The sequence below is a fragment of the Brevibacterium sp. FAM 27836 genome (assembly GCF_051351055.1).
GTDB lineage: Bacteria > Actinomycetota > Actinomycetes > Actinomycetales > Brevibacteriaceae > Brevibacterium.
Genome location: NZ_CP195711.1, coordinates 3,094,530 through 3,117,541, shown reverse-complemented (window position 1 = coordinate 3,117,541; position 23,012 = coordinate 3,094,530). Strand labels below are relative to the sequence as shown.

Genomic DNA, 23,012 nt, shown 5'->3' with positions numbered 1-23,012 from the left:
GCCCATGACTGTTCTGCTCAATCGCATCAAGGCGCGGATGACCATCCACGCTCACCGGCGGACCCGACGCCTCCTCGACGGCGACTACTCCTCGGTCTTCCACGGTCACAGCCTCGACTTCGACGACCTGCGCGACTACATCCCCGGCGATGAGATCCGCGACATCGACTGGAAGGCCACGGCCCGCCACACCGAACCGCTGGTCAAACGCTATGTCGCCCACCGTCGGCACATCCTCGGCCTCGTCGTCGACACCTCCCGGAACTTCGACGCAGTGACCTCCGCCGGCACCGACAAGCGTCACCTGGCGATCCTCATGGCCGGCATGGTCGGCTACCTCGCCGTGCGGCACGGGGACGATGTCATGCTCATCCACGGCGGCGCCGACCGCACCACCGCCTCGCCCAAGAAGGGCAGCGAAGCCCACCTCGAACACCTGCTGCAGCAGATCCTCGCCGAATCCGGGACCGACTCCCCCGGGGCGATCAGCACGCAGCTGCAGTGGATCACCAGCCATATCAGTCACCGGATGCTGCTCGTCGTCATCTCCGATCAGGCACCGTTGGGTCCCGAGGAGGAAGCGACGATCCGTCGGCTGCGTGCCCAGCACGAGGTCCTGTGGATCACGGTCACCGACGCGGACCTCGCGGGCCTTCCGGCCGCCTCGGCGCCGTTCGACGTCGCCCGGCCCGATCACGGGCTGCCCACCTCGGTGATGCGGAAGCCGCAGGTGAGACAGGAATTCGCCCTCGCCGAGGCGGCCCGCCGCCAACAGCGCAGCGACCTCCTCGCGAAGCTGGGCATCGCCCACACCGAGATCGACCACCCGAAGTCGGCCCTCGGCCGACTCCACACCCTTCTGCTGAGGCATCGCCGTGGGCCCCGCTGAACTCGTCGGACCGCTGCAGATCTCACCCGCGTGGTATGTCGCGGCGACGCTCGTGCTCCTCATCGTGCTCGGCAACTACTTCGCCCCGCTCTTCCGGCTCGCGGCCGGCGCCACGGGCGCATCCGGCCCGCGGGTCCCGATCCCCGTGCGCAGCACCTACCTCTCACGCATCGCCGCAGTCGAGACCGGGCTGAACACGGAGCGCCCGGACGTCCGCGATGCGGCCAGGCAGCTGGCGAAGATCGTCCGCGAATTCGCTCACGACGCCTGGGGTGTCAAGGCCGAGCATCTGACCTACCGGGATGCCGCAGTCGCCGGTCTCGACGACCTCGCCGCCTGCCTGCTCGGTCTCTACGAAGCGGAGTTCGCGAAGACCGAACCGGCCGGCCTGGATGCACAGATCGCCGATGCCAGGAAGCTGGTGGCTCGATGGTCCTGATGTTCTGGTGGCTGGCCCTCATCCTGCTCGTTCTCGCGGTCGTCGCCGTGTACTGCTTGCGCCGCCCCAAGGCCACCGCCTCGTCGTTGGCCGTGGCACACAGCGGTCGGATGACGAACCTGCCGAGTTTCCGGCGAGCGATGCGCACCCGCCTGACCATGACGGTCGCGTCCCTCGGCGTCATCGCCCTCACCGGTGTCTCTGCGCTGGCCGGAATCGCCCGACCGGCGTGGATCGAGACGGTCAATCCGGAGAAGAAGATGCGCGACGTCATGCTCTGCCTCGACGTGTCCGGATCCATGCTCGGCTACGATGCCGACCTGCTCGAGGCGTATCAGGAACTCGTCGACCGCTTCGACGGCGAACGCATCGGCATGACCGTCTTCAATGCCACAGCCGTCTCCGCGTTCCCACTCACCGACGACTACGACATGGTGGAGAACTTCCTCGCCGAGGCCGAGGACGGGTTCCGCACATGGGGGTCGGAAGGCACCGACTATTCGTGGTCGACCTCCCCACCGAACATCGGCGGCTCCTCGCTCATCGGCGACGGACTGGTCAGCTGCGTCGACAACTTCGACCGCAAGGACGAGGATCGTTCCCGCTCGGTCATCTTCGCCACCGACAATATGCTCGCCGGCGATCCCCTGTTCGAGCTCAATGAAGCCGCCGATATCGCCGTCGAGGCCAAGGTGCGCGTCTACAGCCTTTCCCCGCCGTCGATCCTCACGACCACACAGACGAAGGAGCTGCGTTCCGTGTCCGATCGCACCGGCGGCAAGCAGTTCGACATGGGGTCGGCGTCGACCATCGACCGCATCGTCGAGGAGATCCAGAGCCAGGAGGCCGAGAACACTCCCGGCCGTTCGTACACGGTCGTCCATGACATGCCGGCGATCCCGCTCGGTCTCGCCGTCTTCGGCCTCGCCGGAGTCTTCGTGCTCGCGTGGAGGACTCGCTCATGATCTTCGACCCCGCGTTCTCCTGGTTCGGGTGGGGCTTCATCGTCCTCGCCCTCCTCACCGTGTGCCTCATCCCCGCCATCCGCGGCGATGGCCCACGGTGGAAATGGTTCGCCCGCATGGGCACCGTTGCGGTCCTCGCCGTCGCTCTGGCCCGCCCGGGCATCCCGATCAAATCGTCGACCGAGGAATACGAGGCGCGGGCCGACGTCTACTTCGTCGTCGACACGACGACGTCGATGGCCGCCGAAGACTTCGCCGGTGACGGGACTCGCCTGTCAGGGGTGAAGAAGGACATGCTCGCCCTGGCCGATCAGTTCCCCGGCACCCGGCTGTCCATCATCACCTTCGCCTCGACCGCAGCGACCGTGATGCCGCTGACGACCGACCATGCGGCGTTCGCCTCCGCCGTCGATGTCCTCACCCCGGAGGCCTCTCAGAACTCGAAGGGCTCATCCATCACCGAGGCGGGTGAGGAACTCGAGAAGCGGATAAGCGCGAACGACGAGGACCGTCCCGAGAACAAGAACGTCGTGTTCTACTTCGGCGACGGCGAACAGACGACCACGCAGAGCCCCGACTCCTGGTCATCATTCGCCTCCCGCATCGACAGCGGAGCCGTCTTCGGCTACGGCACCTCAGCCGGTGGGAAGATGCGCGAATCCCAACCCTTCGGCTACGGATCGGGCATCGGCGACCCCGGTGGCACCGATGACGAACCCGGTCTCGGCAGTGACGACGACTCCCCGGACGAAGGTGGGGCCGGCGATTACGTGCGCGACCGCAACGGCAACCCCGGCATCTCGAAGATCGATGAGTCGAACCTCAAGCGCATCGCCTCTGACCTCGGCGTCGACTACCACCACCGTGACGGCAAGGGGGCGATCTCCAGCATCTACACGGCCCCGAAGTACGACCAGGCGCTGGTGAAGAAGGACGGCCGCGTCACCGTCGACGAATACTTCTGGATCCCCCTCATCCTCGTGTTCGCTTGGATCGCCGTGGAGTTCGTCTTCGGCTTCCGGGAATATCTCCGGCTCAAAGCGATCACTCCACGCCGGCCTCGCCGAGGCGGCCCGCCCGGTCCCGGAGGCGTGCCCCACCAGCCCGGCCCAGGACAGTCAGGAGCCCCGCGATGAACCGCTTGGTGACCCTGTGGTCGCGGTTGCGCCGGATCACGAAGATCAACCTCATCCTCGGCACCGTCTTCGCCCTGGTCTTCGGCTATGTCGCGATGGCCACGTACTTCGGCACCGCCTCCCAGGTCCGCTACACCTCGAATGACTTCCCCGGGGCGAAGAAGGCCGCGACCGCGTTCCTGCGCGTCAGCCCGATCCAACGCCACATCGGCTACTACAACCGAGGCACCGCCGAGGCGGCCGTCGGCGACTTCGACGCGGCGCAGACCGACCTCGAGTCCGCCCTGGAGATCGCTCCGACCTCCGCCGAATGCGCCGTGCGGATCAACCTTTCCTACGTCTACGAGAAGCAGGCCGATCAGATCGCCTCGCAGGACCCCGACCAATCACAGGAGCTCTACGACCGGTCGCTGAAGACGCTCGAGGAGGCCCCTGAGGAATGCCAGCCGGACAAGAGCGAAGAGAAGCAGAAGAACAAGCAGGCCAAGGAACGCGTCGAGGACAAGAAGAAGAGCGAAAAGGCCAAGGAAGACGGCACCGACGACGATTCGCAGGATCAGGACTCACAGGACGAGGACTCGAAAGACAAACCCGAGGACGGCTCCTCATCCGAGGACGACGATGAACAGGACGAGAAGGAGCCCGACGACTCCGAAGGCAGATCAGAGCGCGAGAAGAAGCGAGAGGAGCTGGAGAAGCGCGGTGAGGATTCCGACCGTCAGCAGCGCCAGCAGGGCCCCGGAGGCAACGGCGGACGCTCGACACCGGAAAAGCCGTGGTGAGTCGCGACCCCGTCACACCGGTTCGTCGCTGACCGGCGAGGACCGTTCGCTTCGCCGGCCGACGCCTGTGACATCATGAATCCATGAACGCCGCAGACTCGACCCCCACTGCCTCAACGACACCTCGCCTCCGGGCCGTGCTGGAGACCTTCCCGCCCTATATCCCGGGCAAGCCTCCCCGCGAAGTCACCGGGTTGCAGCCGTTCAAACTCTCCTCCAACGAGAACTTCCTCGCTCCGCTGCCCGAGGTCCTCGACGCCATGGTCTCCCACGCGAAGGATCCCGCTCACTACCCCGACGACGCGGCGGTGGCACTGCGTGAGGGCCTGGCCGATCGCCTCGGCGTCGGACTCGACGAACTCGTCGTCACCACCGGTGCCTCCGAACTCCTCGTCGCTCTGACCCAGATCACGTCGGATGCGAACACCGAGGCGATCTATCCGTGGCCGTCGTTCGAGATGTACCCGCAGACGACCGGGCTCGCCGGTTCGGTCCGCCGCGAAGTGCCGCTGAGCGCCGACGGCCGCCACGACCTCGACGCGATGGCCGAAGCGATCACCGATCGCACCGGCCTCATCATCCTCTGCTCACCGAACAACCCGACGGGTCCGGTGCTGCGCGATGCCGAAGTCCGCGCGTTCCTCGATCGGGTGCCCGCACATGTCCTCGTCGCCCTCGACGAAGCCTATTGGGAGTTCGCCACCGTCCCCGACCGGGTGCGCGGCCTCGACCTCGTCAGGGACTATCCGAACCTCGTGCTGCTGCGCACCTTCTCCAAGGCCCATGGTCTGGCGGGGCTGCGCGTCGGCTACGCCGTGGCACACCCGCCGGTCATCGAGGGTCTGCGCAAAGCCGTCATCCCCTTCGGCGTGACCGACATGAGTCAGGCCGGCGCTCTCGAATCGCTGCGCCACTGGGACGCCGTGCTCGACCGAGCGGCGCAGATCGCCGATACTCGCGACGCCTTCGCCGACGCCCTGCGCGAGCAGGGGTGGGAGGTGCCCGAAGCGCAGGCGAATTATGTGTGGCTGCCGCTGGGCGAGAAGTCCGCGGCCTTCGAAGACGCCTGCGTCGAACAGGCCGTGGCGGTGCGCAACCTCGACGCCGGCGTGCGCATCAGCATCGGCGAAGACGAAGCGCTGGCCCGCGTTCTCGAGATCGCCGAGAGATTCCGCGCCGAACACTTCGCTGAGGTTCGCTCAGAGTCTGCTGAGGTTGGCCCAGAGTCTGTGTAGCCGACCACCGTGCGCACCGGTTCGGGCCACGGCAGCAGCGGTTGTCAGAGTTCGGCGAGTTCAAGCGCGATCGATACCGCCTGGACGGTCTCGGCGCGGGAGAGGTCGCGACCCAGCAGCTTCTCGACCTTCGCCATCCGGGCCCGAACCGTGTGCCGGTGGATTCCGAGTTCTGAGGCAACGGCCTCCTTCGCCCCGGCCGCAGCGATATAGGCTCGCAGCGTCTCCAGCAGCTCCTGCCCGCCCCGCGCCCGGATGAGTTCACCGAGCACCCGATCGACGAAACGGTCCGCGGCTTCTTCATCGACCGCCGACAGCAGTGCCTTGACTTCGGAGGCCTCGGCTTCGTGCTGAGTCCTCCACAGCATCCATGCGTGGTGGATCTGCCCCACAGGGATCCGCTTCTCTGCCAGAGGTTCGAGCCCGGCCACCTCGGCGGCCTTCGTCACGAGGTCGCTGAGCCCCAGGTCTCCGGCACCCGCGACCCCGAGGAGGGAACCCGCGCGGGTGAGCAGGGAGGCACCGACGATATCGGCGATGAGATGCTCAGCCGTGTCACCGCGAACCCCGCCGAAGAACCTCACGTCCATCGTCGCCACCGGCGCCGCACCCGTGACTCGCGTCCATTCGGCGCGCTTCTCCTCGGCACTCAACTCCGACTCGAACAGCCGTGAGTACCCGGTGAGGACCGGCAGGTCGCTCAACGTCATCGCCAACAGAGCAGCGGCGGTCGACAGCAGCAGGGCACGTGTCTTCGGAGAACCGGCCGCCTCGGCGGGGGTGAGGATCCATCCGAGAGGATGATCGCTGCCCAAGGGCACGGCCTCGATGATCCGCGAACCGGTGCGGATCAGACGAGGGCTCAGCGTCGGAGTGAGGTACTCCTCGATGAGCGCCGCACGCACATCGTCTTCCGCATCCTCACCGGTCAGAGCCCTGCCCGTCGGCGAGACGAAACGCACCTCAGCGTCCAGGGTCTCGGCCAGGTCGGTCACCAGCGCGGCGGAACCCTGATGCGCCAGGGCATTGGCGAACCGACGGGCGGCGCTGCTCGCTCGGGTCAGCTCCCGGTTGGTCTCGGCTTCGCGCATACGGGTGAAGGCGTCGACGACGGCGACGAAGGGCACCGGCTCGGGCACGCCGAAGACGGCCAGCCCGACCGCCTCGGCGTGGGCGATGAGCGAGCCCGGCACCTCCTGCCACGGCAGATCGGAGCCGAGCCCGATGCCCAAGGCGTGCACCCCGATGGTCTTGAGCCGACGCACATAGTCCCCGACCGTGTCCGCCCCGAGATCCTGACCGACGCCGATCGTCAGCAGAACCTCTCCCCCGGCCAGCCATTCATCGACTTCGGGAAGCTCCGAGGAGTGAACGATCGTGACGTCCTGCACGGCAGCGGTCGGCGAATCGACGATGACGTCGAGGGCGAGTTCACTGCGCGACCACAGCTGTTCCAAGGTGACCATGCCTCCGATTCTATCCGCATTGGACAGCACCGATTTCAAACGCTCCGCCATGGATATCGGTGTTGCCTGGGCCACGTCCTAGGCTGAGGACAATGCATCCGACCCGCCCGGGTCGAATCCGCCCCACGACGAAGGAGAAGCCAGTGACGTCTCAACCGCTCGGCCCCGCCGACTACAGCAAGACACCCCGGTACGCCGGTCCCCCGACCTTCGGACTGCTGCCGCGCATCGACGAGGTCGAAGCGGCGCGCCCGGGCGAGAAGATCGACGTCAAGGTCATCGGCATCCCCTTCGACGCCGGTGTCAGCTACCGTCCCGGTGCCCGCTTCGGCCCCGCCCACATCCGTCAGTCCTCGAAGCTGCTGCGTCCCTACAACCAGGCCACGAACGTTCATCCCTTCACCTGGCAGCAGGTCGCCGACTGCGGTGACCTCGGCGTCAACCCCTTCGACATCGAAGAGGCCATCACCACGGTCGAGGCCAATGCCGACCAGATGCGCGCCGACGGAGCCAAACTGCTCACCCTCGGCGGTGACCACACCCTGGCCCTGCCCAATCTGCGCTCCCTGCACAAGACGCACGGGAAGATCGCCGTCCTCCACTTCGATGCCCACCTCGACACCTGGGACACGTACTTCGGTGCCCCCTATACGCACGGCACCCCATTCCGTCGTGCCAGCGAAGAGGGCCTGCTCGACCTCGAGTCCTGCATGCACATCGGCATCCGCGGACCCCTCTACGGGAAGAAGGACCTCGAGGACGACGAAGTGCTCGGCTTCCAGATCATCCGCAGCGACGAGTACCAGTTCACCTCCGTCCAGGACGTCGTCGCTCGGATGCGCAAGCGCCTCGGCGACGCCCCCGTCTACCTCTCCGTCGACATCGACGTCCTCGATCCGGCCGCCGCACCGGGCACCGGCACCCCCGAGGCCGGAGGCATGACGAGCCGGGAGCTGCTCAACTCGATCCGCGGACTCCAGGGACTCAACGTCGTCGGCGCCGAGGTCGTCGAAGTCGCTCCCGCCTACGATCATGCCGAGATCACGGGCCTGGCCGCCGCCCACGTCGGCTATGAAGTGCTGTCGCTGTGGGCGGCAGAGAACAACGGCCTCGCCGAGCCTACGGGCCCGGCCGGCGAAGCGCTCGGACAGTGACGATGGACCAGGGGCAGAACTTCCGCAACGGCGGTCGCGCAGTGGTCGCGACACTGGCCGCCCATGGTGTCGATACGATCTTCGGCATCCCCGGCACCCACAATCTCGAGTTCTACCGGCACCTGCCGGAGTTCGGGATCCGCGCCGTGACACCCCGCCACGAGCAGGGAGCCGGCTACGGTGCCGACGGGTACTTCCTCGTCTCGGGCAAACCCGGGGTCATCATCACGACCTCGGGTCCTGGCCTGACGAACGTCGTCACGGCGGCGGCGACCGCCTACGCCGAATCCCGCCCGATGCTCATCCTCTCCCCCGGTGTGCCCACCGGGTTCGAACGCGCCGATGTCGGGATGCTCCATGAGACGAAAGACTCGTCGGGGGCGCTCAACCGCCTCCTCGTGTCCTCCCAACGCACCCGCACGGCCGAGGGCGCGGCGCAGGCCGTCGCCGAGGCGTTCGCCATGTTCGACTCCGCCCGGCCCGGTCCCGTCCACATCGAGGTTCCCCTCGATGTGCTCGAGGGCGCGTGGAACGGCCACGTGCCGGTGCCCTTCTCCGGTCACCGTCCGGGACTCGATGAGCATGTCGTCGCCCGCGCCGCCGAGGCGATCCGTGCCTCCCAGCGTCCGCTCGTCATCGCAGGTGGCGGAGCCAGGCGTGCTCACGCTCAGGTGTGTGCCTTCGTCGAAGCCCTCGACGCTCCGGTGGCGACGACGGCCAACGGCAAGGGCATCCTGCCGGAGGAGCATCCGCTCTCACTCGGTTCGAACGTCCGCTTCCCCAGTGTGCAGGCCGAATCCGCTGCCGCCGATGTCCTCATCGTGTTCGGCTCGGAGCTGGCCGACTCCGACCTGTGGGGCGGAGCCATCGGCGCTCAGACCACGATCGGCGTCCGTGATGAAACGGCTGATCAGACCGTCATCCGCTGCGATATCGACCCCGACCAGCTCAACAAGAACCTGCCCGGAGACATCCTCGCCTGCGCGGATGCCTCGGAGTTCCTCACCGCGCTCCTGACCGCGCTCGGCCACGGGGAGGCTGCGGCCACCTCGGCGAGGGAATCCGGCGCCGACCGAGTCTCCCGGATCCGGGAGAGCTGGGGTGCCGATTTCGACTTCGCCACGATCGGGGCCCGGGTCACCCGCCTCGTCGAGGAGGGTGCGGGTCCGGGCGTCGTCATCGCCGGCGACTCCTCGCAGGTCACCTATGACGGGACGGTGCACGCGCTGACTGCGCGCACCCCTGACCAGCTGCTCTACATGCCCGGATTCGCCACCCTCGGGTACGGGATCCCTGCCGCGATCGGCGCGAAACTCGCCGATCGCACGCGTCCGGTCACCTGCATCCTCGGCGATGGCGCGGCGATGTTCTCGATCCAGGAGTTCATGACCGCGGCCGAGCTGGGCCTGGGCATCCCCTTCGTCATCGTCGACAACGGCGGGTACGCGGAGATCGAGGGACAGATGGTCGAGCGGGACATGGAACCGTTCGCCGTCCGCCTCGCCCGCCCCGACTTCGCCAAGCTCGGCGAATCCATGGGCGGGGCCGGAGTGAAGCTGGCCGAATCGGTCATCGACGAACAGCTTCCGACTGCCGTCGCCGAGGCGATCGAGCGCGATCTGCCCACCGTCATCCACATCACCGTCGGCTGCTGAGCCGGCCACCATCGAAGGAGTCACAGTGGACTCATTGGTCGTCATCATCTATCTCGCCGCCATGGTGGGATTCGGCGTCTGGGGCCGTTTCAAGGCGAAGAACCAGGACGATTTCCTCGTCGCCGGCCGTCGCCTCGGCGGTTGGCTGTACACGGGAACCATGTCCGCGGTCGTCCTCGGCGGCGCCTCGACGATCGGCGGCGTGGGCCTGGGCTACACGTCCGGGCTGTCGGGAATGTGGCTGGTCTTCAGCATCGGACTGGGCATCATCGTCCTCTCCCTGCTGTTCGCGCCACGGATTCAGAAGCTGGAGATCTACACGGTCTCCCAGATGCTCGAACTGCGGTACGGGAAGGGTTCGCGGCTGGTCTCCGGCGCGATCATGACCGCCTATGGGCTGATGATCTCGACGACGTCGACCGTCGCCTATGCGACGGTCTTCCATGCCCTGTTCGACCTCAACAAGTTCTGGTCGGTGCTCATCGGCGGCGGCATCGTCATCCTCTACTCGATGCTCGGCGGCATGTGGTCGATCACCTTGACCGACTTCGTCCAGTTCTTCATCCAGACCATCGGCATCTTCCTCATCATGCTGCCGATCGTGCTGAGCAGGTCGGGCGGAATCGGTGAGCTGTTCTCCAGTCTGCCCGCCTCGCACACCTCACCGGTGGGCATCGGTTGGCAGGCGATCATCGGCTACATCCTCATCTACACCCTCGGTCTGCTCATCGGACAGGACATCTGGCAGCGCGTGTTCACCGCACGCAGCCCGGGTGTGGCCCGGTGGGGTGGATTCTCCGCCGGCGTCTACTGCCTGCTCTACGCTCTGGCCGGGGCGCTGGTCGGCATGGCGGCAACGAAGATCGTGCCCGGCATCGAGGTTCAGGACGATGTCTTCGTCGCCGTCGTCGATGCCGCGATGTCGCCGCTGATGGGCGGGTTCGTCCTCGCCGCGGCACTGGCGGCGATGATGTCGACGGCATCGGGCTCCCTCATGGCCGCCTCCACCGTGTGCCGTCAGGACATCGTCGAACCGCTGCTGGCCAAGCGGGACGTCGATCCCGATTCGGGGATCGCGAAGACCCTCGTGCGCGAGACCGGGGACGAGATCCGCGATTCGCGCTTCTACCTCATCGGCCTCGGCGTCGTCACCCTCGTGCTCGCGATGATCATGCCCAGCGTCGTCGAAGCGCTGACGGTGGCCTACAACCTGCTGGTGGCGGGCCTGTTCATCCCGATCCTCGGCGGGCTCGTGTTCAAGCGCGGCACGATCGTCGGAGTGATGGCGGGCATGATCCTCGGTGCGCTGACCACGATCGTCATCATGATCACGATGGGCATCTACGCCAACGAGGCGATCTACCTCGGGCTCATCGCCTCGCTCATCGGCTACCTCGTCGGCTCGTTCGCCTCGAAGCCGACTTCGCCGGAGATCATGACGGCATGGAGGGAGCGCATCAACCGCTGAGGGTGCTCCCCTCCCCAAGCGCCCTCGGCGCCCCAGCGCCCCAGGGCCCCAGGGACCAAGCGCCGAGACACGCACGCAGCGCCGAAAAACGCCGGTGTGCATGTGTGTCTCGGCGCTCCGTGCGTTTTTCGACGTCGCGGTGCCGGCGGACTTGGACGACCAGCCGGTTGTCGCCTATATTCGAGAAGTCAGGCCGGTTTCACCGTCGGATCCGGTTGATGCCGACAGCCGGTGCTCGAAAAAGGAGCACGAAGCCGCGAAGAACCGCGTGTGAGACATACATGGATCGTTCTTCCATATCTCATCCGCGAAAGGTCTTCCATGGCTCATACCTCGGCGCATGTCGCCACCACTCTCACTCAGCACATCGATGAGGTCTTCGGACTCATGGGCAACGGCAATGCCTATTTCCTCGATGCCCTCCTCACCTCCACCTCGGCGCATTACACCGCTGTCCGCCACGAGGCCGGCGCGGTCGTCGCCGCCGATGCGCATTTCCGCACCTCCGGTCGGATAGCGGCGGCCACGACGACCTACGGCGCCGGGTTCACGAACACGCTCACGGCCCTGGCCGAGGCGGCGCAGGCGAAGGTGCCGCTCGTCCTCGTCGTCGGTGATGAGCCGACCTCCGGGCCGCGCCCATGGGACGTCGACCAGGTCGCCATGGCCTCAGCGGTGGGTGTGCGCACCTACACCGTCGGCCGAGTCGATGCTGCGGCGGCGACCGTCACCGCGATCGAGCATGCTCTGACCTACCGGGTTCCCGTCGTCCTCGCGATCCCCTATGACGTGGCGACTCTCGACATCGGCGATATCCCCTCGGTCCCCGGGCCCGGTCGGGCTGCCGCCCTGGCGCCGACGAGCGAGTTCGCGCAGCTGTCCCTCGATCGTCTTGCCGCCGAACTCGCCGAGGCGAAACGCCCGGTCCTCCTCGCCGGTAGAGGCGCCTGGTTGGCTGGGGCTGAAGACGCACTCGGTGCGCTGGCCGCTGCCACGGGGGCACTGACGACGACCACGGCCTTGGGGCGCAACCTGTTCCCGGATGCCGAGTTCGACCTCGGCGTGGCTGGAGGATTCGGTGCCCCGGCGGCGATGGAGAGAATCCGCGAGGCCGATGTCGCCGTGGTCTTCGGAGCCTCACTCAACCAGTTCACCATGCGCTTCGGTGAGCTGTTCGCCCCGTCCACCGCCGTGTGGCAGATCGACACGGACGATCGTGCGACGAATTCCCGCGTCAGCGGTTTCATCCGCAGCGATGCGAAGCTGGCCGCAGCTGAACTCGTGTCGCGAGTGGAGGCCCGCGGTGCCGTCGCTGCGGGGTGGAGGACGGAGGTCGACACGACCGCTGACCGCGTCTACGACGCCGGCACGGAATTCGCCGAGGATGGTCGGCTCGATCCTCGCGCCGCCGCCGCTCGTTTGGGAGAGCTGCTGCCCGAGGACCGGGTCATCGTCTCCGACGGTGGTCATTTCCTCGGCTGGGCGAACATGTTCTGGGAGCCCAGCGCGCCCGATCGTCTGGCCATGGTCGGGACCGCATTCCAATCGATCGGCTTAGGCTGGCACAGCGTCGCCGGTGCCGCCCGCGCGAACCCGGAGTCGACGGTCGTGCTGGCCACCGGCGATGGCGGTGGCGCCATGGCCCTGTCGGATCTCGATACGGCGGTTCGCTCAGCGGGAGGCCGCGGACTGGCTGTGGTCTTCAACGATGCCGCCTATGGTGCCGAGGTCAACCTCTATGGGCTCAAGGGGCTCGAGAAGTCCCCGATGCTCATCGACGAGATCGATTTTGCGGCACTGGCGACAGCCGCTGGTGGCCACGGCGTCGAGGTTCGGTCGCTGGCCGATCTCGACGTCATCGACGATTGGAAGACGGCCCCGGTCGAAGAGAGGAAGTTCCTCGTCCTCGACCTGCGGATCTCCGGAGCCGTCATCGCTCCCTATCAGGAAGAGGTCATCCGCGTGAACTCGTGAGCTCGGCTCGAGCTTCCGGCAGACCCCCATGTGACGGTCCGCCACAGCTTCTCCAGCGGGCCTTGGCCGAAGCGACGCAGCCACAGGCTTGAGATCACGACCTGCAGAGCGAGGATTCCCAGGCAGACGACCAGGCCTGCAACATAGCCTCCTTGGGAGTCGAAGCGGCTCAGCTCGGGCAGGAACGTGCGGACGGCGATGATGAGGATTGTGGCTCCGACATAGTTGCTCAGTGCCATCCGACCCAGCGGGGAGAGCACTCGGTGCAGCACCACCTCGGCGGGGGTCCGCAGGAGCAGCAGGACGACGACGATATAGGTCAGTGCCATGGCGATCCCCAGGCCAGCGTTGATCCACTGGTTGGCCTGACGGGTCACGTAGTCCGTGACCGCGAACCCGATGATCGAGATGACCACTGCACCGGCTCCCACGAGAGCCAGGCGGCCGGGGTGGCGGAGGACCGAGTGGAGGAATCCGCTCCAGCCGATCGCGAAGCCGAGGAGGAAGAGCCCGGGGATCAGTGCGGGACCTCCCCCGGTGAAGATGCCGACGGCCAAGAGAATGCCGCCGAGGGCCGAGGTGATCGGTGCGAGCAGTCGGACGGGAATCCACGTCGAGGGCAGGAGGACGACGATTCCGGCGAGGGCGTAGGGCAGCAGGGCCTCCCCCGGCTGCAGGAACTGATGGAGGAGTCCGATGACTGCGAGGAAAAGGAAACGGCGGAGCAGCGCCAGCCGAGGCCGCGGACTGCGCTCGGAGGCGGTCAGCCACATCAGCCCGAACCCGATTCCGAAGAGGAAGGAGAAGATCGGGAAGAAGCGGTTCTGCACGAAGTCCTCGTAGAACCGGTAGAAGCCCAGCGGGTCACCGTGGGCGTCGATGGCGCCCAATTGGAGCATGGGCGGCAGGTTGACCAGGAGGATGCCGCAGAGGGCGAAGCCGCGGATGACGTCGAGGGCGACGATTCGGCGGCGGGTTGCCGGGCGGGCTGATTGTGTCAGTTGTGTGTTCATGACATCCATCGTCGGTGTTCGGCGGTGTCTGTGGCATCGGCCGTGGGGCCGAAAGTCAGCCTCAGGGGTCAGCCATTCGGCCGATTCATCACTCCCGATTCCCACATCCGTGCCGCGATCTCGACCCGGTTGCGCGCCTCGAGGCGATTCTGGATGCTGCCGAGGTGGGTCTTGACGGTGCCGAGCGAGATATAGAGTTCTTGACAGATCTCCTGATTGGTCCGCCCGTCGGCGACGAGCTTCGCCACTTCGATCTCGCGCCCGCTCAGTCTCTCGACGGCATGGGTCTGTCGGGTCGGAGTCGAGCGGCGCCGCTTGAGCAGGTCGAGGGTGAGCGAAGGAGAGATGAGCGCGTCGCCGTTCGCCGCAGCCCTGACGCCGGCGATGAGGAGGTCGGCGCCGGCGTCCTTGAGCAGGAATCCGCTGGCGCCTCCGTCCAATGCGGCATCGACGTAGTCATCATCATCGAACGTGGTGACCATGATGACCTTCGAGTACGGAGTGATCTTCGGCAGGGCCGCGAGCCCATCGAGTCGCGGCATGCGGATGTCGAGGAGGACGACATCGGGCGTCTCGCGTCGGGCGAGGTCGATCGCCTCGGCACCATCGGCGGCCTGCCCGATCACGCTGATCGTCTCCTCGGCGTCGAGGATGAGGGAGAACCCCATCCGCACCATCTCCTGGTCATCGACCACAGCGACTGTGATCATCCATCGTCTCCCTTCGTCGTCAGCGGCAGCCGGGTGCGGACCATCCATCCGCCCTCGTGGACTCCGGCATCGATCGACCCGCCGAGGTGGCTCACCCGTGTGCGCAGACTGCTCAGTCCCGTGCCGCTGCCGGCACCGATTCCGCCGGAGCCCGGACCGTTGGCCACGGTCATCTGCAGTGTCTTCGGCGCCTCGTCGCTCATCGTGAGGCTCACGGCCACCGGGGCGTCGGGGCCGGCATGTCGGCGCACATTGGTCAGGGATTCGACGAGCACACGGTCGAGCACCGGCCAGACAGCCTCGTCGTCGATCTCACCGGTATCGATCGAAATCTGTGCTCGTTGCCCGTAAGCCTCGACGCGGTCGCGCAGCGCCTGCGGCCCCTCGGCGATCGGAGTCCGCGATGCCGCCTCGGTGCGCGTTTCGGAGACGAGCCGTCGGATCTCCTCGAGGGCACGGGTGCCGGAGGCCTCGATCTTCTGCAGTGCTGTGGAGGTCAGCTGCGCATTGTCGCTGCGCCCGGCGGCCTGGGCAAGAACGACGATCCCGGTCACCTCGTGGGCGATGACATCGTGGAGTTCGGTGGCGATGCGACGGCGTTCCGCCTCGGCGGCGGTGGCCTTTCGTTCGACCAGCGACCGGTCGGTGAAGCGCAGCATCAGGCCGATCGAGATCGCGACGATGATGACGGTGGTGAAGGCGAGGCCGAAGAGCAGACCATCGGGCAGCAGACTGGGGACGATGATGTTCGCGACGGCGAGGACCGCGATGAGGGCGATCGAGCCCGACCCCGACCCGAGACGACCGAGCATCGTCAAGGTGACGAGGCTCAGCCACAGCACCGTCAGGCTCATCGATGCGGCGATGGCCACGAGGCCGAGAGCGACGAACAGTCCGAAGACGGCGATTCCCAGCATGCGCGCAGACGTCCGGCCCAGTTGGATGCGGATGAGGATGGGCAGGACCGCCGCCACTGGGAGCACGGCACCTGCGATCAGCGGCCACCCAGTGCTGGTGAGCAGATCGATCCCGAATGCCAGGGGCACCGGGATCAGCCACAGCCATGCGATGAGTCGTCTCATTGGCTCCCAGTTTAGTCTGATCGGCACAGACTCAGCGGCAGCTGCTCGAAGCGTACTCGAGTTCGACGACGACTCCGTCATCGGTGGCGGAGACGTTCCTGACCGATGCTGACTGCGACAGACTGACTTCTCCGGCCTCGCGGCCATCGGCGAACATCCGAACAGCGGCGGCATCGCTCTCGGCAGAGAACGTCACCGTCGTACCGCCGATTGTGACCGAGTCCGAGAACGACCCGTCGGAGTTCTTGATCGGAGTGGCCTCGGAGGGGTAGTCGAAGGTGATGAAGCGGGTGAGGCGGTCGGCCTCCCCGTCGACGAGGCGGTGGACGAGGAGCTGGTCTTTGTTCGTGCCGGTCGCCGGAGTCGTGTCGACATAGGTGAGGTCGGCCCGATCCTGTGCGGCATAGATGAGGTAGGGCCGACCGTGGACCTCGATCGATGTGGGCTCGACACCGCAGTCATCGAGGTAGGCGGTGACCTGGGATTCGAGTTCGGCCTTGGCACGGAACTCCGCGACGACTGCGACGCCGATGACCCCGGCGATGAGGGAGCAGGTGACGACGAGAGCGATGATGGCCTTCTTCATGAGGTGTCCTTCCGGATGTCAATGGCTTTGCACCATCGATACTTCCGGAACGGGGACTCGGCGACCTCGGCCGAACGGCCGGTCATGCTCGGCCGAACGGTCAGAATCGCAGTCGACGGGATCCCCGTGGCGGTCCCTGACGCCGTCATCACCGAGACGTTTCGAGCCACCGCCTTGTTTGACGTCACCTGTCCTTGTATCAGTCCCCGTTTTTCGCCACCGGGCGACCCCAGTATGAGGCCACCTGGTTCACAAGGATGTGCTCGTCCACGGTGATCTCACCGAGAGGGCATCTGCGGGGGCGCACGCCACAGTCGAGCGGCTGGGGTAGCCAGTTCAGTGTCATCTAGTCATCTCCAACGCATCAGAGCACGGACGAGAACGAACAGCACCGCGGATACTCCGATCAGATAGAGGCAACCCAGTCCAACGTCACTCCAGGCACCCACATCTACCAACGGCATAGTCACGGCCTCCCGCAGATGGTAGATGGGAGTGAAGGGAGCCAGAGTCTGCAGCCAGTCGGGCAACCCTTCCATCGGCATCATCGCCCCGCCTGCAAACCCGAGAGGGATGACGAGGAGGACCGCCAACATCGAAACTCCTGCCATTGACGGCACGAGTATGCCGATGAGGACCCCGAGGAAGAAGAACATCAGATAGCCCAGGACGATGGGGACCAGAGCAGCCGGGGCAGTGGCCAGCGGAGTCATGCCCAACCACGGTGTCGAGCCGATGACAATGAGTAACAGAGCCTGGGCCACTGCGAACATGACTCCCACAATGCCTTGAGCCAGCAGAATCGTCCCTGTAGAAATGGGGAAGGCCCGCAACAGACGCAGCATCCCATTCTCCCGCCACAGCGCTAGGTGCGAGGCCCCGGCGAAAATTCCCACGAAAGCAGTGCCGAAGGCGACAACGTTCGAGCTTACTTCGTTGACCGAATCCCCTCCGGATGCCGATGGCATATCCCCGAAAGAGAGTACCAATGCGATCAGCAGTGCAACGGGTACGAGGAACGTGAAGATGAGCGTGGGTGCGTCACGGAGATCGCAGACCAGCATCATCCTTGACATTGCACGGAAGCGGTTCATGCGACATAGTCCTTTCCGGTCAGCTGAAGGTAGACATCTTCCAGACGGCCGTTGTGCACCTGGGCTGAGCTCGTGTTGATACCGGCCTCGGCCAATGAGGCGAAAGCAGTGGCGGTATCCGGGGTGCGGACCTCTACCCCGTCTCCGGTGACCCGAGCTGCGTCAATGCCCGGGAGCCCCTTGACAGCATCGGTTTGGTGTAGCGCGGCAGGCAGCAAAATTGTTGCTCCCAGATTTGCTTCGGCGATGAGTCGGGAAGGGCTGGCGGTGCGCAGTATTCTCCCGTCATCGACGATCGAAACCGTGTCGCAGAGTCTTTCAGCCTCGTCGAGATAATGGGTGGTGTAGAGGGTAGTCATGTCGAGGACATCGGACGATTGGAGAAGGTGGACGAGGTTCTGCCGAGCGGCCGGGTCCAAACCTGCAGTGGGTTCATCGAGAAAGACGATGTCTGGCTGATGGACGATTGCGGAGGCGACGGCAAGCCGTTGGCTCTCTCCGCCCGAGAGGTCCTCCACCTTGGTCTTCGCTGCCGAACCGAGGCCAAGGGCGTCGATGAGGGCTTCGACTGACGTGCGGGGAGCACCGTAGATGTCGGCCACAGCCTGCAAATGCTCCTGCAACCGGGACTTCGGGAAGAATGCGGTCTTCTGCGGCTGGACTCCGATCCGGGCCAGCAACTCTGGGCGGCGCGGGTGTGGGCTCTGCCCGAGGAGGGAGACACTCCCGGAGGTAGGCTGACGGAAGCCGAGAACAGTGTCGAACAGTGTGGTCTTGCCGGCACCGTTGGGACCGATGATGCCGTGGAAGCTCCCCTCCTCAACGCTCAGGTTGAGCTCTTTCAGGATCTTCTTATGCTTGATCGTCACGTCGAGGTTCGCGACGCGAATCGCCAGCGATTCTGACATATTCTTCGATAGTCCTTTCTTTCAAGCGGACCTGTGTGCGGGGCGGCTGTCCGCCCCGCACACAGGATGACCAGCGCACTGATCGCTACACGCGGTAGCCCAAGACGATGTCGAGGTGCAGCATGAGAAGCATGAGGACGAGCTCGATGACGAGCACGTCGACCCGAAGGCCATCTCCGAACAGTCCGTCACATGTCCAGGATACCGAGAGCCCTGCAACAAACGTACCAACCGCAGTGCTCCACGGCTGTCCATCGGTCAGCTGCAATGCCCAGCAGCATAGAGACCCGATTGACGCATCCATCAGAAACTGCCTGGCAACCGTGATCCGCTCACACAAGGGAAAGGCCCCGGATTCTCAAGGAACCCAGGGCCTGTAGCGTGGAGATGGCGGGAATCGAACCCGCGTCCGTCGGCAGATTGTCAGGACTTCTCCGGGCGCAGTTCGTGAAATAGTTTCTTAGGTTCTGGCCCTGGCACGAACACATGGACCAACGAACGGAGTTGAGTAAGAGTCCCTCAGATACCCTCAACGAATATCTGAAGCAGTGGCTTCCTAAGCGACGCCAGGATCTAGAGCGGAAGCAACTCTAGGCTGACGGATTCGCAGCTCGGCCTTATCAGGCAGCGAGGGCGAAATCGGTGCGGTTGTTAGACTTAGCACCTATTGTTTTGCAGAGGACATTAACGAGATGACTCTGCATTCTCGGCCCGCTTCTCCCGACGCAGTGTCCAACGTCGAAACCGATCATCCCCATATTCTGTTACCAAACCTGACCAGCTCATTCTCCCGCCGGGGCGGTCGCTGGCGTTGGTCAGGAACACCAGCTTACTCGTACAACACACACCGGGCCAATTGCATTCCCGAGCTTCACCGACCAACGGCAGGGCCGCCTCGGTGATGGGATCGGTGGAGATGGCGGGAATCGAACCCGCCGGCTCAATCCCGCTCAGTCTTTACAGGAACTGCTTGGCTTTCATCGCACGCTCGGCTTCGCGCTTGTCCTGGGCCTCGCGCAGAGCCTGACGCTTGTCCCACTCGCGCTTGCCCTTGGCCAGAGCGATTTCGACCTTGACCCGTGACCCGTCGAAGTAGAGCTCGAGCGGAACCAGGGTGCGACCGGATTCCTTGACCTTCTGCGAGAGCTTGAGGATCTCCTCACGGTGGAGCAGCAGCTTCCGGCGGCGCCTCGCCGAATGGTTCGTCCACGTCCCGTTGGTGTACTCGGGAATGTAGACACCTTCGAGCCAGGCCTCATTCTGGAAGATGAGCGCGAACCCGTCGGTCAGCGATGCCCGGCCTTCGCGCAGCGACTTCACCTCGGTGCCGGTGAGCACGAGACCGGCCTCCCACGTGTGTTCGATGTGATAGTCGTGGCGTGCCTTGCGGTTCCTCGCAATGACTTTCTTGCCTGTCTCCTTCGGCATGACCGGCCTCCTCTCTGCTTCTGCGCCTCTGTGTGCGCATTCGCACACAGCCGTCCATTCTATCTCATCGGCAGTCGCGTCTCACACACCGAACGGCGACCGTGAAAGCCCCCTGCCCCTCCGCAATTACTACCCGACGGGCGCCCAGCAACGTGGCGCCACGTTGCTGCGCCGCCGTCGGGTAGCAGTTGGGTCAGAAGATGTAGGGTTTGGGATCGACGTAGCCGCCGTTCTTCATGATCTCGAAGTGCAGGTGGCAACCGGTCGAGGCGCCGGTCGTCCCCGAGTACGAGATGACCTGCCCCTTCTTGACCTTCTGCCCGTCGTGGACCTTGAGCTTCGTGTTGTGGTTATACGTCGACGCGATCGAATTGCCCTTGATCTTGCCGTGGGAGATGACGACGCGGTTGCCGTAGCCGCCGGTCCAGCCGGAGGTGACGACGATGCCGTCGCCGGCCGCACGGATCGGGGTCCCGCACGGCACGCCGAAGTCCATGCCGGTGTGCAGCTTCTTCGCCCCTGTGATCGGGTGGATGCGGTAGCCGAACGGAGAGGTCGTCGGGTATCCCTTGGCCGGGTTGGCCAAGACGCCGTCACCGAAGACGAATTTGCCCTTCTTCTCCTGCTCCTTCTCCCAGTCGCGGACCTTCTTCGCCAAGCGGTCCTGCTCGGCCTTCTCATCGGCCAGCTGCTTCTCGGTCTTGTCCTTGTTGTCGGAGATCGTCTTCTCCGCATCGTCCTTCGCCGAGATCAGGTCGTTGAGGCTGTCGGCCTTCTTCTTCGCATCGATCTGCGCGGCCTCTTTGGCCAGCACCGCCTCGGCGGCTTCGTCCTTGAGGTCGGAGATCTTCTCGGTCACGCCCGACAGGCGCTCCTCGTTGTTCTTGTTCAGCGCCCGCTGTTCGGAGAGCTTGTCGATCGTGCGCTGCTGGGACCGCACCGCCGAATCCACGCGACCGATTCCGCCGTCGGCGCTCGTGCCCTCCGCCATCTGCAGCAGCATCGCCAGATCCGAGGTGATGCCCGAGTTCTGGTAGGCCTGACGCCCGATCCGCGCGGCCGAGGTCTTGTGCTTGTCGATCTCCTCGGTGCCCGATCTGATCGAGTCCTTGAGGTCCTTCTGGGCGTTCTCGGCCGAGGTCAGGCGTGCCGCCATGTCCTCGTCCTTCTCGATCGCCTCGGCCAGCGCATCGTCGGCGGCCTTCGATTCCGCCTCGGCGTCGGGCAGTTTCTCCTCCGCGGCATCGCGTTCGGCGATGACCCGGGCGAGATCCTTGTCGAGACCCTCGAACTCCTGCTGGAGCTCCTTGACCCGTTCGTCGACCTGGCTCTTGTCGTCGCGCGGATCGGCCACCGCCGAGGTGACCGGTAGGACCAGCGCAAGCGCGGCCGCGGTGAGGGCGAGTCCGAGTCTGCGTCTCATCTCAGACCTTCGTGTACTTGTTCAGGGTGATCAGCGAAGATGCACCGGCCATGAGCACGCCGATGATGATGAGCACGGGAGCGATGAGGAGGACGTCCCACCCGGAGATGAGACTGAACCCGGTCGCCTGCCCCTGCAGCCAACCGCTGACACCGAAGTGGACGAGGAGGCCCAGGGCGCCGGCGGACAGGCTCGCGCCGATCGCCGAGGCGATGACGCCCTCGAGCAGGAACGGCAGCTGGATGAATGTGTTCGACGCACCGACGAGCCGCATGATTCCCGTCTCCCGCCGCCGCGAGAACGCGGAGAGTCGGATGGTCGTGGCAATGAGCAGCATCGCGCAGATGAGCATGATTCCCGCGATGGCCACGGCGACGATGGTCGCGACATTGAGCACCCCGAACAGCCGGTCGAGCAGCTGATTCTGGTCGACGACCTCCTCAACTCCCGGGGTCGAGGAGAACGTCTCCTTGATGATGTCGTACTTCTCGGCGTCCTTGAGTTTGACCCGGAAGGACTCGCTCATCTCGTCCTCGGGCACGGTTCCTTCGAGGCTCGTGCCCTTGAACTGCTCTTGGAAGTGGTCGTAGGCCTCGGACTTGCCCTCGAAGTAGACCTTGTCGACATAGGGGGCGAGTTCGGAGCTTTCGAGTTCGGCCCGGATCTGATCCTTCTGATCGCCGGTGACTTCACCGTCGACGCAGTTCGTCGCCTCCGAATCCGGCGGGCACAGAAACACGGAGACCTGCACGCGGTCGTACCAGAAATCCTTCATCTGCCCGACCTGCATCTGCAGCAGGATCGCGGCGCCGACGAAGAGCAGGGACACGAAGGTCACGAGGACGACCGAGAGCACCATGGAGAAGTTCCTCCGCAGGCCCGACCACACCTCGGAGAGGATGAAACCGGCCCTCATGAGGCGACTCCGTAGGTGCCCTCTTCGACGTCACGGACGATCGTGCCTTCGCGCAGTTCGATCACGCGTCTGCGCATCCGGTTGACGATCTCGCCGTCATGGGTGGCCATGAGCACGGTCGTGCCGTTGCGGTTGATCTTCTCGAGCACGTTCATGATGTCGGCACTCGTCGTCGGGTCGAGGTTGCCGGTGGGCTCGTCGGCGAGCAGGATTCCCGGTTTGTTGACCACGGCGCGGGCGATCGCCACACGCTGCTGCTCACCGCCGGAGAGTTCGCTGGGATACCGCTTCTCCTTGCCGGCCAGGCCCACGGTCTCGAGCACGTCGGGCACGAGCGTCGACATGGCCGCACGGGACTTCCCGATCACTTGGAGGGCGAAGGCGACGTTGGCGAAGACGGTCTTATTCGGCAGCAGACGGAAGTCCTGGAACACGGTTCCGATCCCCCGCCGCAGGTAGGGCACCTTCCAGCTGGGCATCTTCACAACGGATTTTCCAGCGATGTGGATGCGTCCGGTCGTGGGCACCTCTTCCCGCAGGATGAGCCGGATGACCGTCGATTTTCCCGAACCGGATGCGCCGACGAGGAACACGAACTCCCCACGGTCAGCTTCGAACGAGATCTCGTCGAGTGCCTTGCGGGAGCGTGTGTCGTAAGACTTCGAAACGGAGTCGAATCTGATCAAGTT

At 65.2% G+C, this 23,012-nt stretch carries 21 protein-coding genes and 1 other RNA gene; 10 read left to right on the top strand and 12 right to left on the bottom strand.

The window, feature by feature from the left end; all coding sequences use genetic code 11:
* Positions 1-4: 4 nt before the first annotated feature.
* The 6 genes from ACSE4D_RS13935 (at position 5) to ACSE4D_RS13910 (ending at position 5,446) form a co-directional block, all read left to right on the top strand.
* On the top strand, positions 5-889 hold the full coding sequence (locus tag ACSE4D_RS13935; RefSeq protein WP_135541445.1) for a DUF58 domain-containing protein: 885 nt from the start codon (positions 5-7) through the stop codon (positions 887-889).
* On the top strand, positions 876-1,328 hold the full coding sequence (locus tag ACSE4D_RS13930) for a hypothetical protein (protein WP_135541447.1): 453 nt from the start codon (positions 876-878) through the stop codon (positions 1,326-1,328). The genes ACSE4D_RS13935 and ACSE4D_RS13930 overlap by 14 nt, the downstream gene beginning before the upstream one ends.
* Positions 1,319-2,293 carry a vWA domain-containing protein gene (locus ACSE4D_RS13925; protein ID WP_135541449.1) on the top strand — a complete coding sequence of 325 codons (975 nt, stop codon included), beginning with the start codon at positions 1,319-1,321 and terminating at the stop codon, positions 2,291-2,293. The genes ACSE4D_RS13930 and ACSE4D_RS13925 overlap by 10 nt, the downstream gene beginning before the upstream one ends.
* Positions 2,290-3,429, top strand: a complete 1,140-nt coding sequence (locus ACSE4D_RS13920) for a vWA domain-containing protein (protein WP_135541451.1) — start codon at positions 2,290-2,292, stop codon at positions 3,427-3,429. Before ACSE4D_RS13925 ends, ACSE4D_RS13920 begins: the two co-directional genes overlap by 4 nt.
* Positions 3,426-4,211: a tetratricopeptide repeat protein gene (locus ACSE4D_RS13915; RefSeq protein ID WP_135541453.1), complete on the top strand. Its 786-nt coding sequence runs from the start codon at positions 3,426-3,428 to the stop codon at positions 4,209-4,211. The genes ACSE4D_RS13920 and ACSE4D_RS13915 overlap by 4 nt, the downstream gene beginning before the upstream one ends.
* A gap of 83 nt (positions 4,212-4,294) precedes the next feature.
* A complete protein-coding gene (locus ACSE4D_RS13910; RefSeq protein WP_135541455.1) occupies positions 4,295-5,446 on the top strand; it encodes a histidinol-phosphate transaminase in 1,152 nt (383 codons plus the stop codon).
* A 44-nt stretch (positions 5,447-5,490) separates the two neighbouring features.
* On the opposite strand, the gene ACSE4D_RS13905 is transcribed toward ACSE4D_RS13910, so the two are convergent.
* A complete protein-coding gene (locus tag ACSE4D_RS13905; protein WP_436326113.1) occupies positions 5,491-6,912 on the bottom strand; it encodes a PucR family transcriptional regulator in 1,422 nt (473 codons plus the stop codon).
* A 143-nt stretch (positions 6,913-7,055) separates the two neighbouring features.
* Here ACSE4D_RS13905 and speB point away from each other — a divergent pair, with 143 nt between their 5' ends.
* The 4 genes from speB to ACSE4D_RS13885 all read left to right on the top strand — a co-directional run bounded on the left by speB (position 7,056) and on the right by ACSE4D_RS13885 (position 13,163).
* Entirely contained in the window at positions 7,056-8,066 is a 1,011-nt protein-coding gene (gene speB / locus ACSE4D_RS13900; protein ID WP_426937326.1) for an agmatinase, read from the top strand.
* Between the two features lie 2 nt (positions 8,067-8,068).
* The gene (locus tag ACSE4D_RS13895) at positions 8,069-9,721 is read left to right on the top strand and encodes a thiamine pyrophosphate-binding protein (protein WP_425120453.1); all 1,653 of its coding nucleotides are present in this window, start codon (positions 8,069-8,071) and stop codon (positions 9,719-9,721) included.
* A 25-nt stretch (positions 9,722-9,746) separates the two neighbouring features.
* On the top strand, positions 9,747-11,189 hold the full coding sequence (locus ACSE4D_RS13890) for a sodium:solute symporter (protein ID WP_425120436.1): 1,443 nt from the start codon (positions 9,747-9,749) through the stop codon (positions 11,187-11,189).
* A gap of 321 nt (positions 11,190-11,510) precedes the next feature.
* On the top strand, positions 11,511-13,163 hold the full coding sequence (locus ACSE4D_RS13885; RefSeq protein WP_135541463.1) for a thiamine pyrophosphate-binding protein: 1,653 nt from the start codon (positions 11,511-11,513) through the stop codon (positions 13,161-13,163).
* Here the strand turns inward: ACSE4D_RS13885 and ACSE4D_RS13880 are convergent.
* The 11 genes from ACSE4D_RS13880 to ftsE all read right to left on the bottom strand — a co-directional run bounded on the left by ACSE4D_RS13880 (position 13,133) and on the right by ftsE (position 23,009).
* Entirely contained in the window at positions 13,133-14,176 is a 1,044-nt protein-coding gene (locus ACSE4D_RS13880) for a DUF418 domain-containing protein (RefSeq protein WP_426937325.1), read from the bottom strand. The genes ACSE4D_RS13885 and ACSE4D_RS13880 overlap by 31 nt on opposite strands.
* Before the next feature lie 68 nt (positions 14,177-14,244).
* Positions 14,245-14,886, bottom strand: coding sequence for a response regulator transcription factor (locus ACSE4D_RS13875; RefSeq protein WP_135541467.1), 642 nt, complete (start codon positions 14,884-14,886; stop codon positions 14,245-14,247).
* Positions 14,883-15,968, bottom strand: coding sequence for a sensor histidine kinase (locus ACSE4D_RS13870; protein WP_426937324.1), 1,086 nt, complete (start codon positions 15,966-15,968; stop codon positions 14,883-14,885). The genes ACSE4D_RS13875 and ACSE4D_RS13870 overlap by 4 nt, the downstream gene beginning before the upstream one ends.
* Positions 15,969-15,999: 31 nt before the next feature.
* On the bottom strand, positions 16,000-16,554 hold the full coding sequence (locus ACSE4D_RS13865) for a hypothetical protein (RefSeq protein ID WP_426937323.1): 555 nt from the start codon (positions 16,552-16,554) through the stop codon (positions 16,000-16,002).
* Between the two features lie 350 nt (positions 16,555-16,904).
* The gene (locus ACSE4D_RS13860; RefSeq protein WP_425120443.1) at positions 16,905-17,648 is read right to left on the bottom strand and encodes an ABC transporter permease; all 744 of its coding nucleotides are present in this window, start codon (positions 17,646-17,648) and stop codon (positions 16,905-16,907) included.
* Positions 17,645-18,556, bottom strand: a complete 912-nt coding sequence (locus tag ACSE4D_RS13855) for an ABC transporter ATP-binding protein (RefSeq protein WP_425120444.1) — start codon at positions 18,554-18,556, stop codon at positions 17,645-17,647. The genes ACSE4D_RS13860 and ACSE4D_RS13855 overlap by 4 nt, the downstream gene beginning before the upstream one ends.
* A gap of 379 nt (positions 18,557-18,935) precedes the next feature.
* Positions 18,936-19,312: a transfer-messenger RNA gene (ssrA, locus tag ACSE4D_RS13850) on the bottom strand.
* 201 nt (positions 19,313-19,513) lie between these two features.
* On the bottom strand, positions 19,514-19,984 hold the full coding sequence (gene smpB / locus ACSE4D_RS13845) for an SsrA-binding protein SmpB (protein WP_135541470.1): 471 nt from the start codon (positions 19,982-19,984) through the stop codon (positions 19,514-19,516).
* A 193-nt stretch (positions 19,985-20,177) separates the two neighbouring features.
* Positions 20,178-21,407, bottom strand: coding sequence for a peptidoglycan DD-metalloendopeptidase family protein (locus tag ACSE4D_RS13840; protein ID WP_425120446.1), 1,230 nt, complete (start codon positions 21,405-21,407; stop codon positions 20,178-20,180).
* Between the two features lies 1 nt (position 21,408).
* Complete coding sequence (gene ftsX / locus ACSE4D_RS13835; RefSeq protein ID WP_135541474.1) at positions 21,409-22,323, bottom strand: permease-like cell division protein FtsX; 915 nt, start codon at positions 22,321-22,323, stop codon at positions 21,409-21,411.
* Complete coding sequence (gene ftsE, locus ACSE4D_RS13830) at positions 22,320-23,009, bottom strand: cell division ATP-binding protein FtsE (RefSeq protein WP_436326112.1); 690 nt, start codon at positions 23,007-23,009, stop codon at positions 22,320-22,322. The genes ftsX and ftsE overlap by 4 nt, the downstream gene beginning before the upstream one ends.
* Positions 23,010-23,012: the final 3 nt, after the last annotated feature.

Coding starts and splice junctions, on each gene's coding strand:
- ACSE4D_RS13935 (WP_135541445.1), top strand. CDS start 5: ATGACTGTTCTGCTCAATCGCATCAAGGCGCGGATGACCATCCACGCT.
- ACSE4D_RS13925 (WP_135541449.1), top strand. CDS start 1,319: ATGGTCCTGATGTTCTGGTGGCTGGCCCTCATCCTGCTCGTTCTCGCG.
- ACSE4D_RS13920 (WP_135541451.1), top strand. CDS start 2,290: ATGATCTTCGACCCCGCGTTCTCCTGGTTCGGGTGGGGCTTCATCGTC.
- ACSE4D_RS13915 (WP_135541453.1), top strand. CDS start 3,426: ATGAACCGCTTGGTGACCCTGTGGTCGCGGTTGCGCCGGATCACGAAG.
- ACSE4D_RS13910 (WP_135541455.1), top strand. CDS start 4,295: ATGAACGCCGCAGACTCGACCCCCACTGCCTCAACGACACCTCGCCTC.
- ACSE4D_RS13905 (WP_436326113.1), bottom strand. CDS start 6,912: ATGGTCACCTTGGAACAGCTGTGGTCGCGCAGTGAACTCGCCCTCGAC.
- ACSE4D_RS13895 (WP_425120453.1), top strand. CDS start 8,069: ATGGACCAGGGGCAGAACTTCCGCAACGGCGGTCGCGCAGTGGTCGCG.
- ACSE4D_RS13885 (WP_135541463.1), top strand. CDS start 11,511: ATGGCTCATACCTCGGCGCATGTCGCCACCACTCTCACTCAGCACATC.
- ACSE4D_RS13880 (WP_426937325.1), bottom strand. CDS start 14,176: ATGAACACACAACTGACACAATCAGCCCGCCCGGCAACCCGCCGCCGA.
- ACSE4D_RS13875 (WP_135541467.1), bottom strand. CDS start 14,886: ATGATCACAGTCGCTGTGGTCGATGACCAGGAGATGGTGCGGATGGGG.
- ACSE4D_RS13870 (WP_426937324.1), bottom strand. CDS start 15,968: ATGAGACGACTCATCGCATGGCTGTGGCTGATCCCGGTGCCCCTGGCA.
- ACSE4D_RS13865 (WP_426937323.1), bottom strand. CDS start 16,554: ATGAAGAAGGCCATCATCGCTCTCGTCGTCACCTGCTCCCTCATCGCC.
- ACSE4D_RS13860 (WP_425120443.1), bottom strand. CDS start 17,648: ATGAACCGCTTCCGTGCAATGTCAAGGATGATGCTGGTCTGCGATCTC.
- ACSE4D_RS13855 (WP_425120444.1), bottom strand. CDS start 18,556: ATGTCAGAATCGCTGGCGATTCGCGTCGCGAACCTCGACGTGACGATC.
- smpB (WP_135541470.1), bottom strand. CDS start 19,984: ATGCCGAAGGAGACAGGCAAGAAAGTCATTGCGAGGAACCGCAAGGCA.
- ACSE4D_RS13840 (WP_425120446.1), bottom strand. CDS start 21,407: ATGAGACGCAGACTCGGACTCGCCCTCACCGCGGCCGCGCTTGCGCTG.
- ftsX (WP_135541474.1), bottom strand. CDS start 22,323: ATGAGGGCCGGTTTCATCCTCTCCGAGGTGTGGTCGGGCCTGCGGAGG.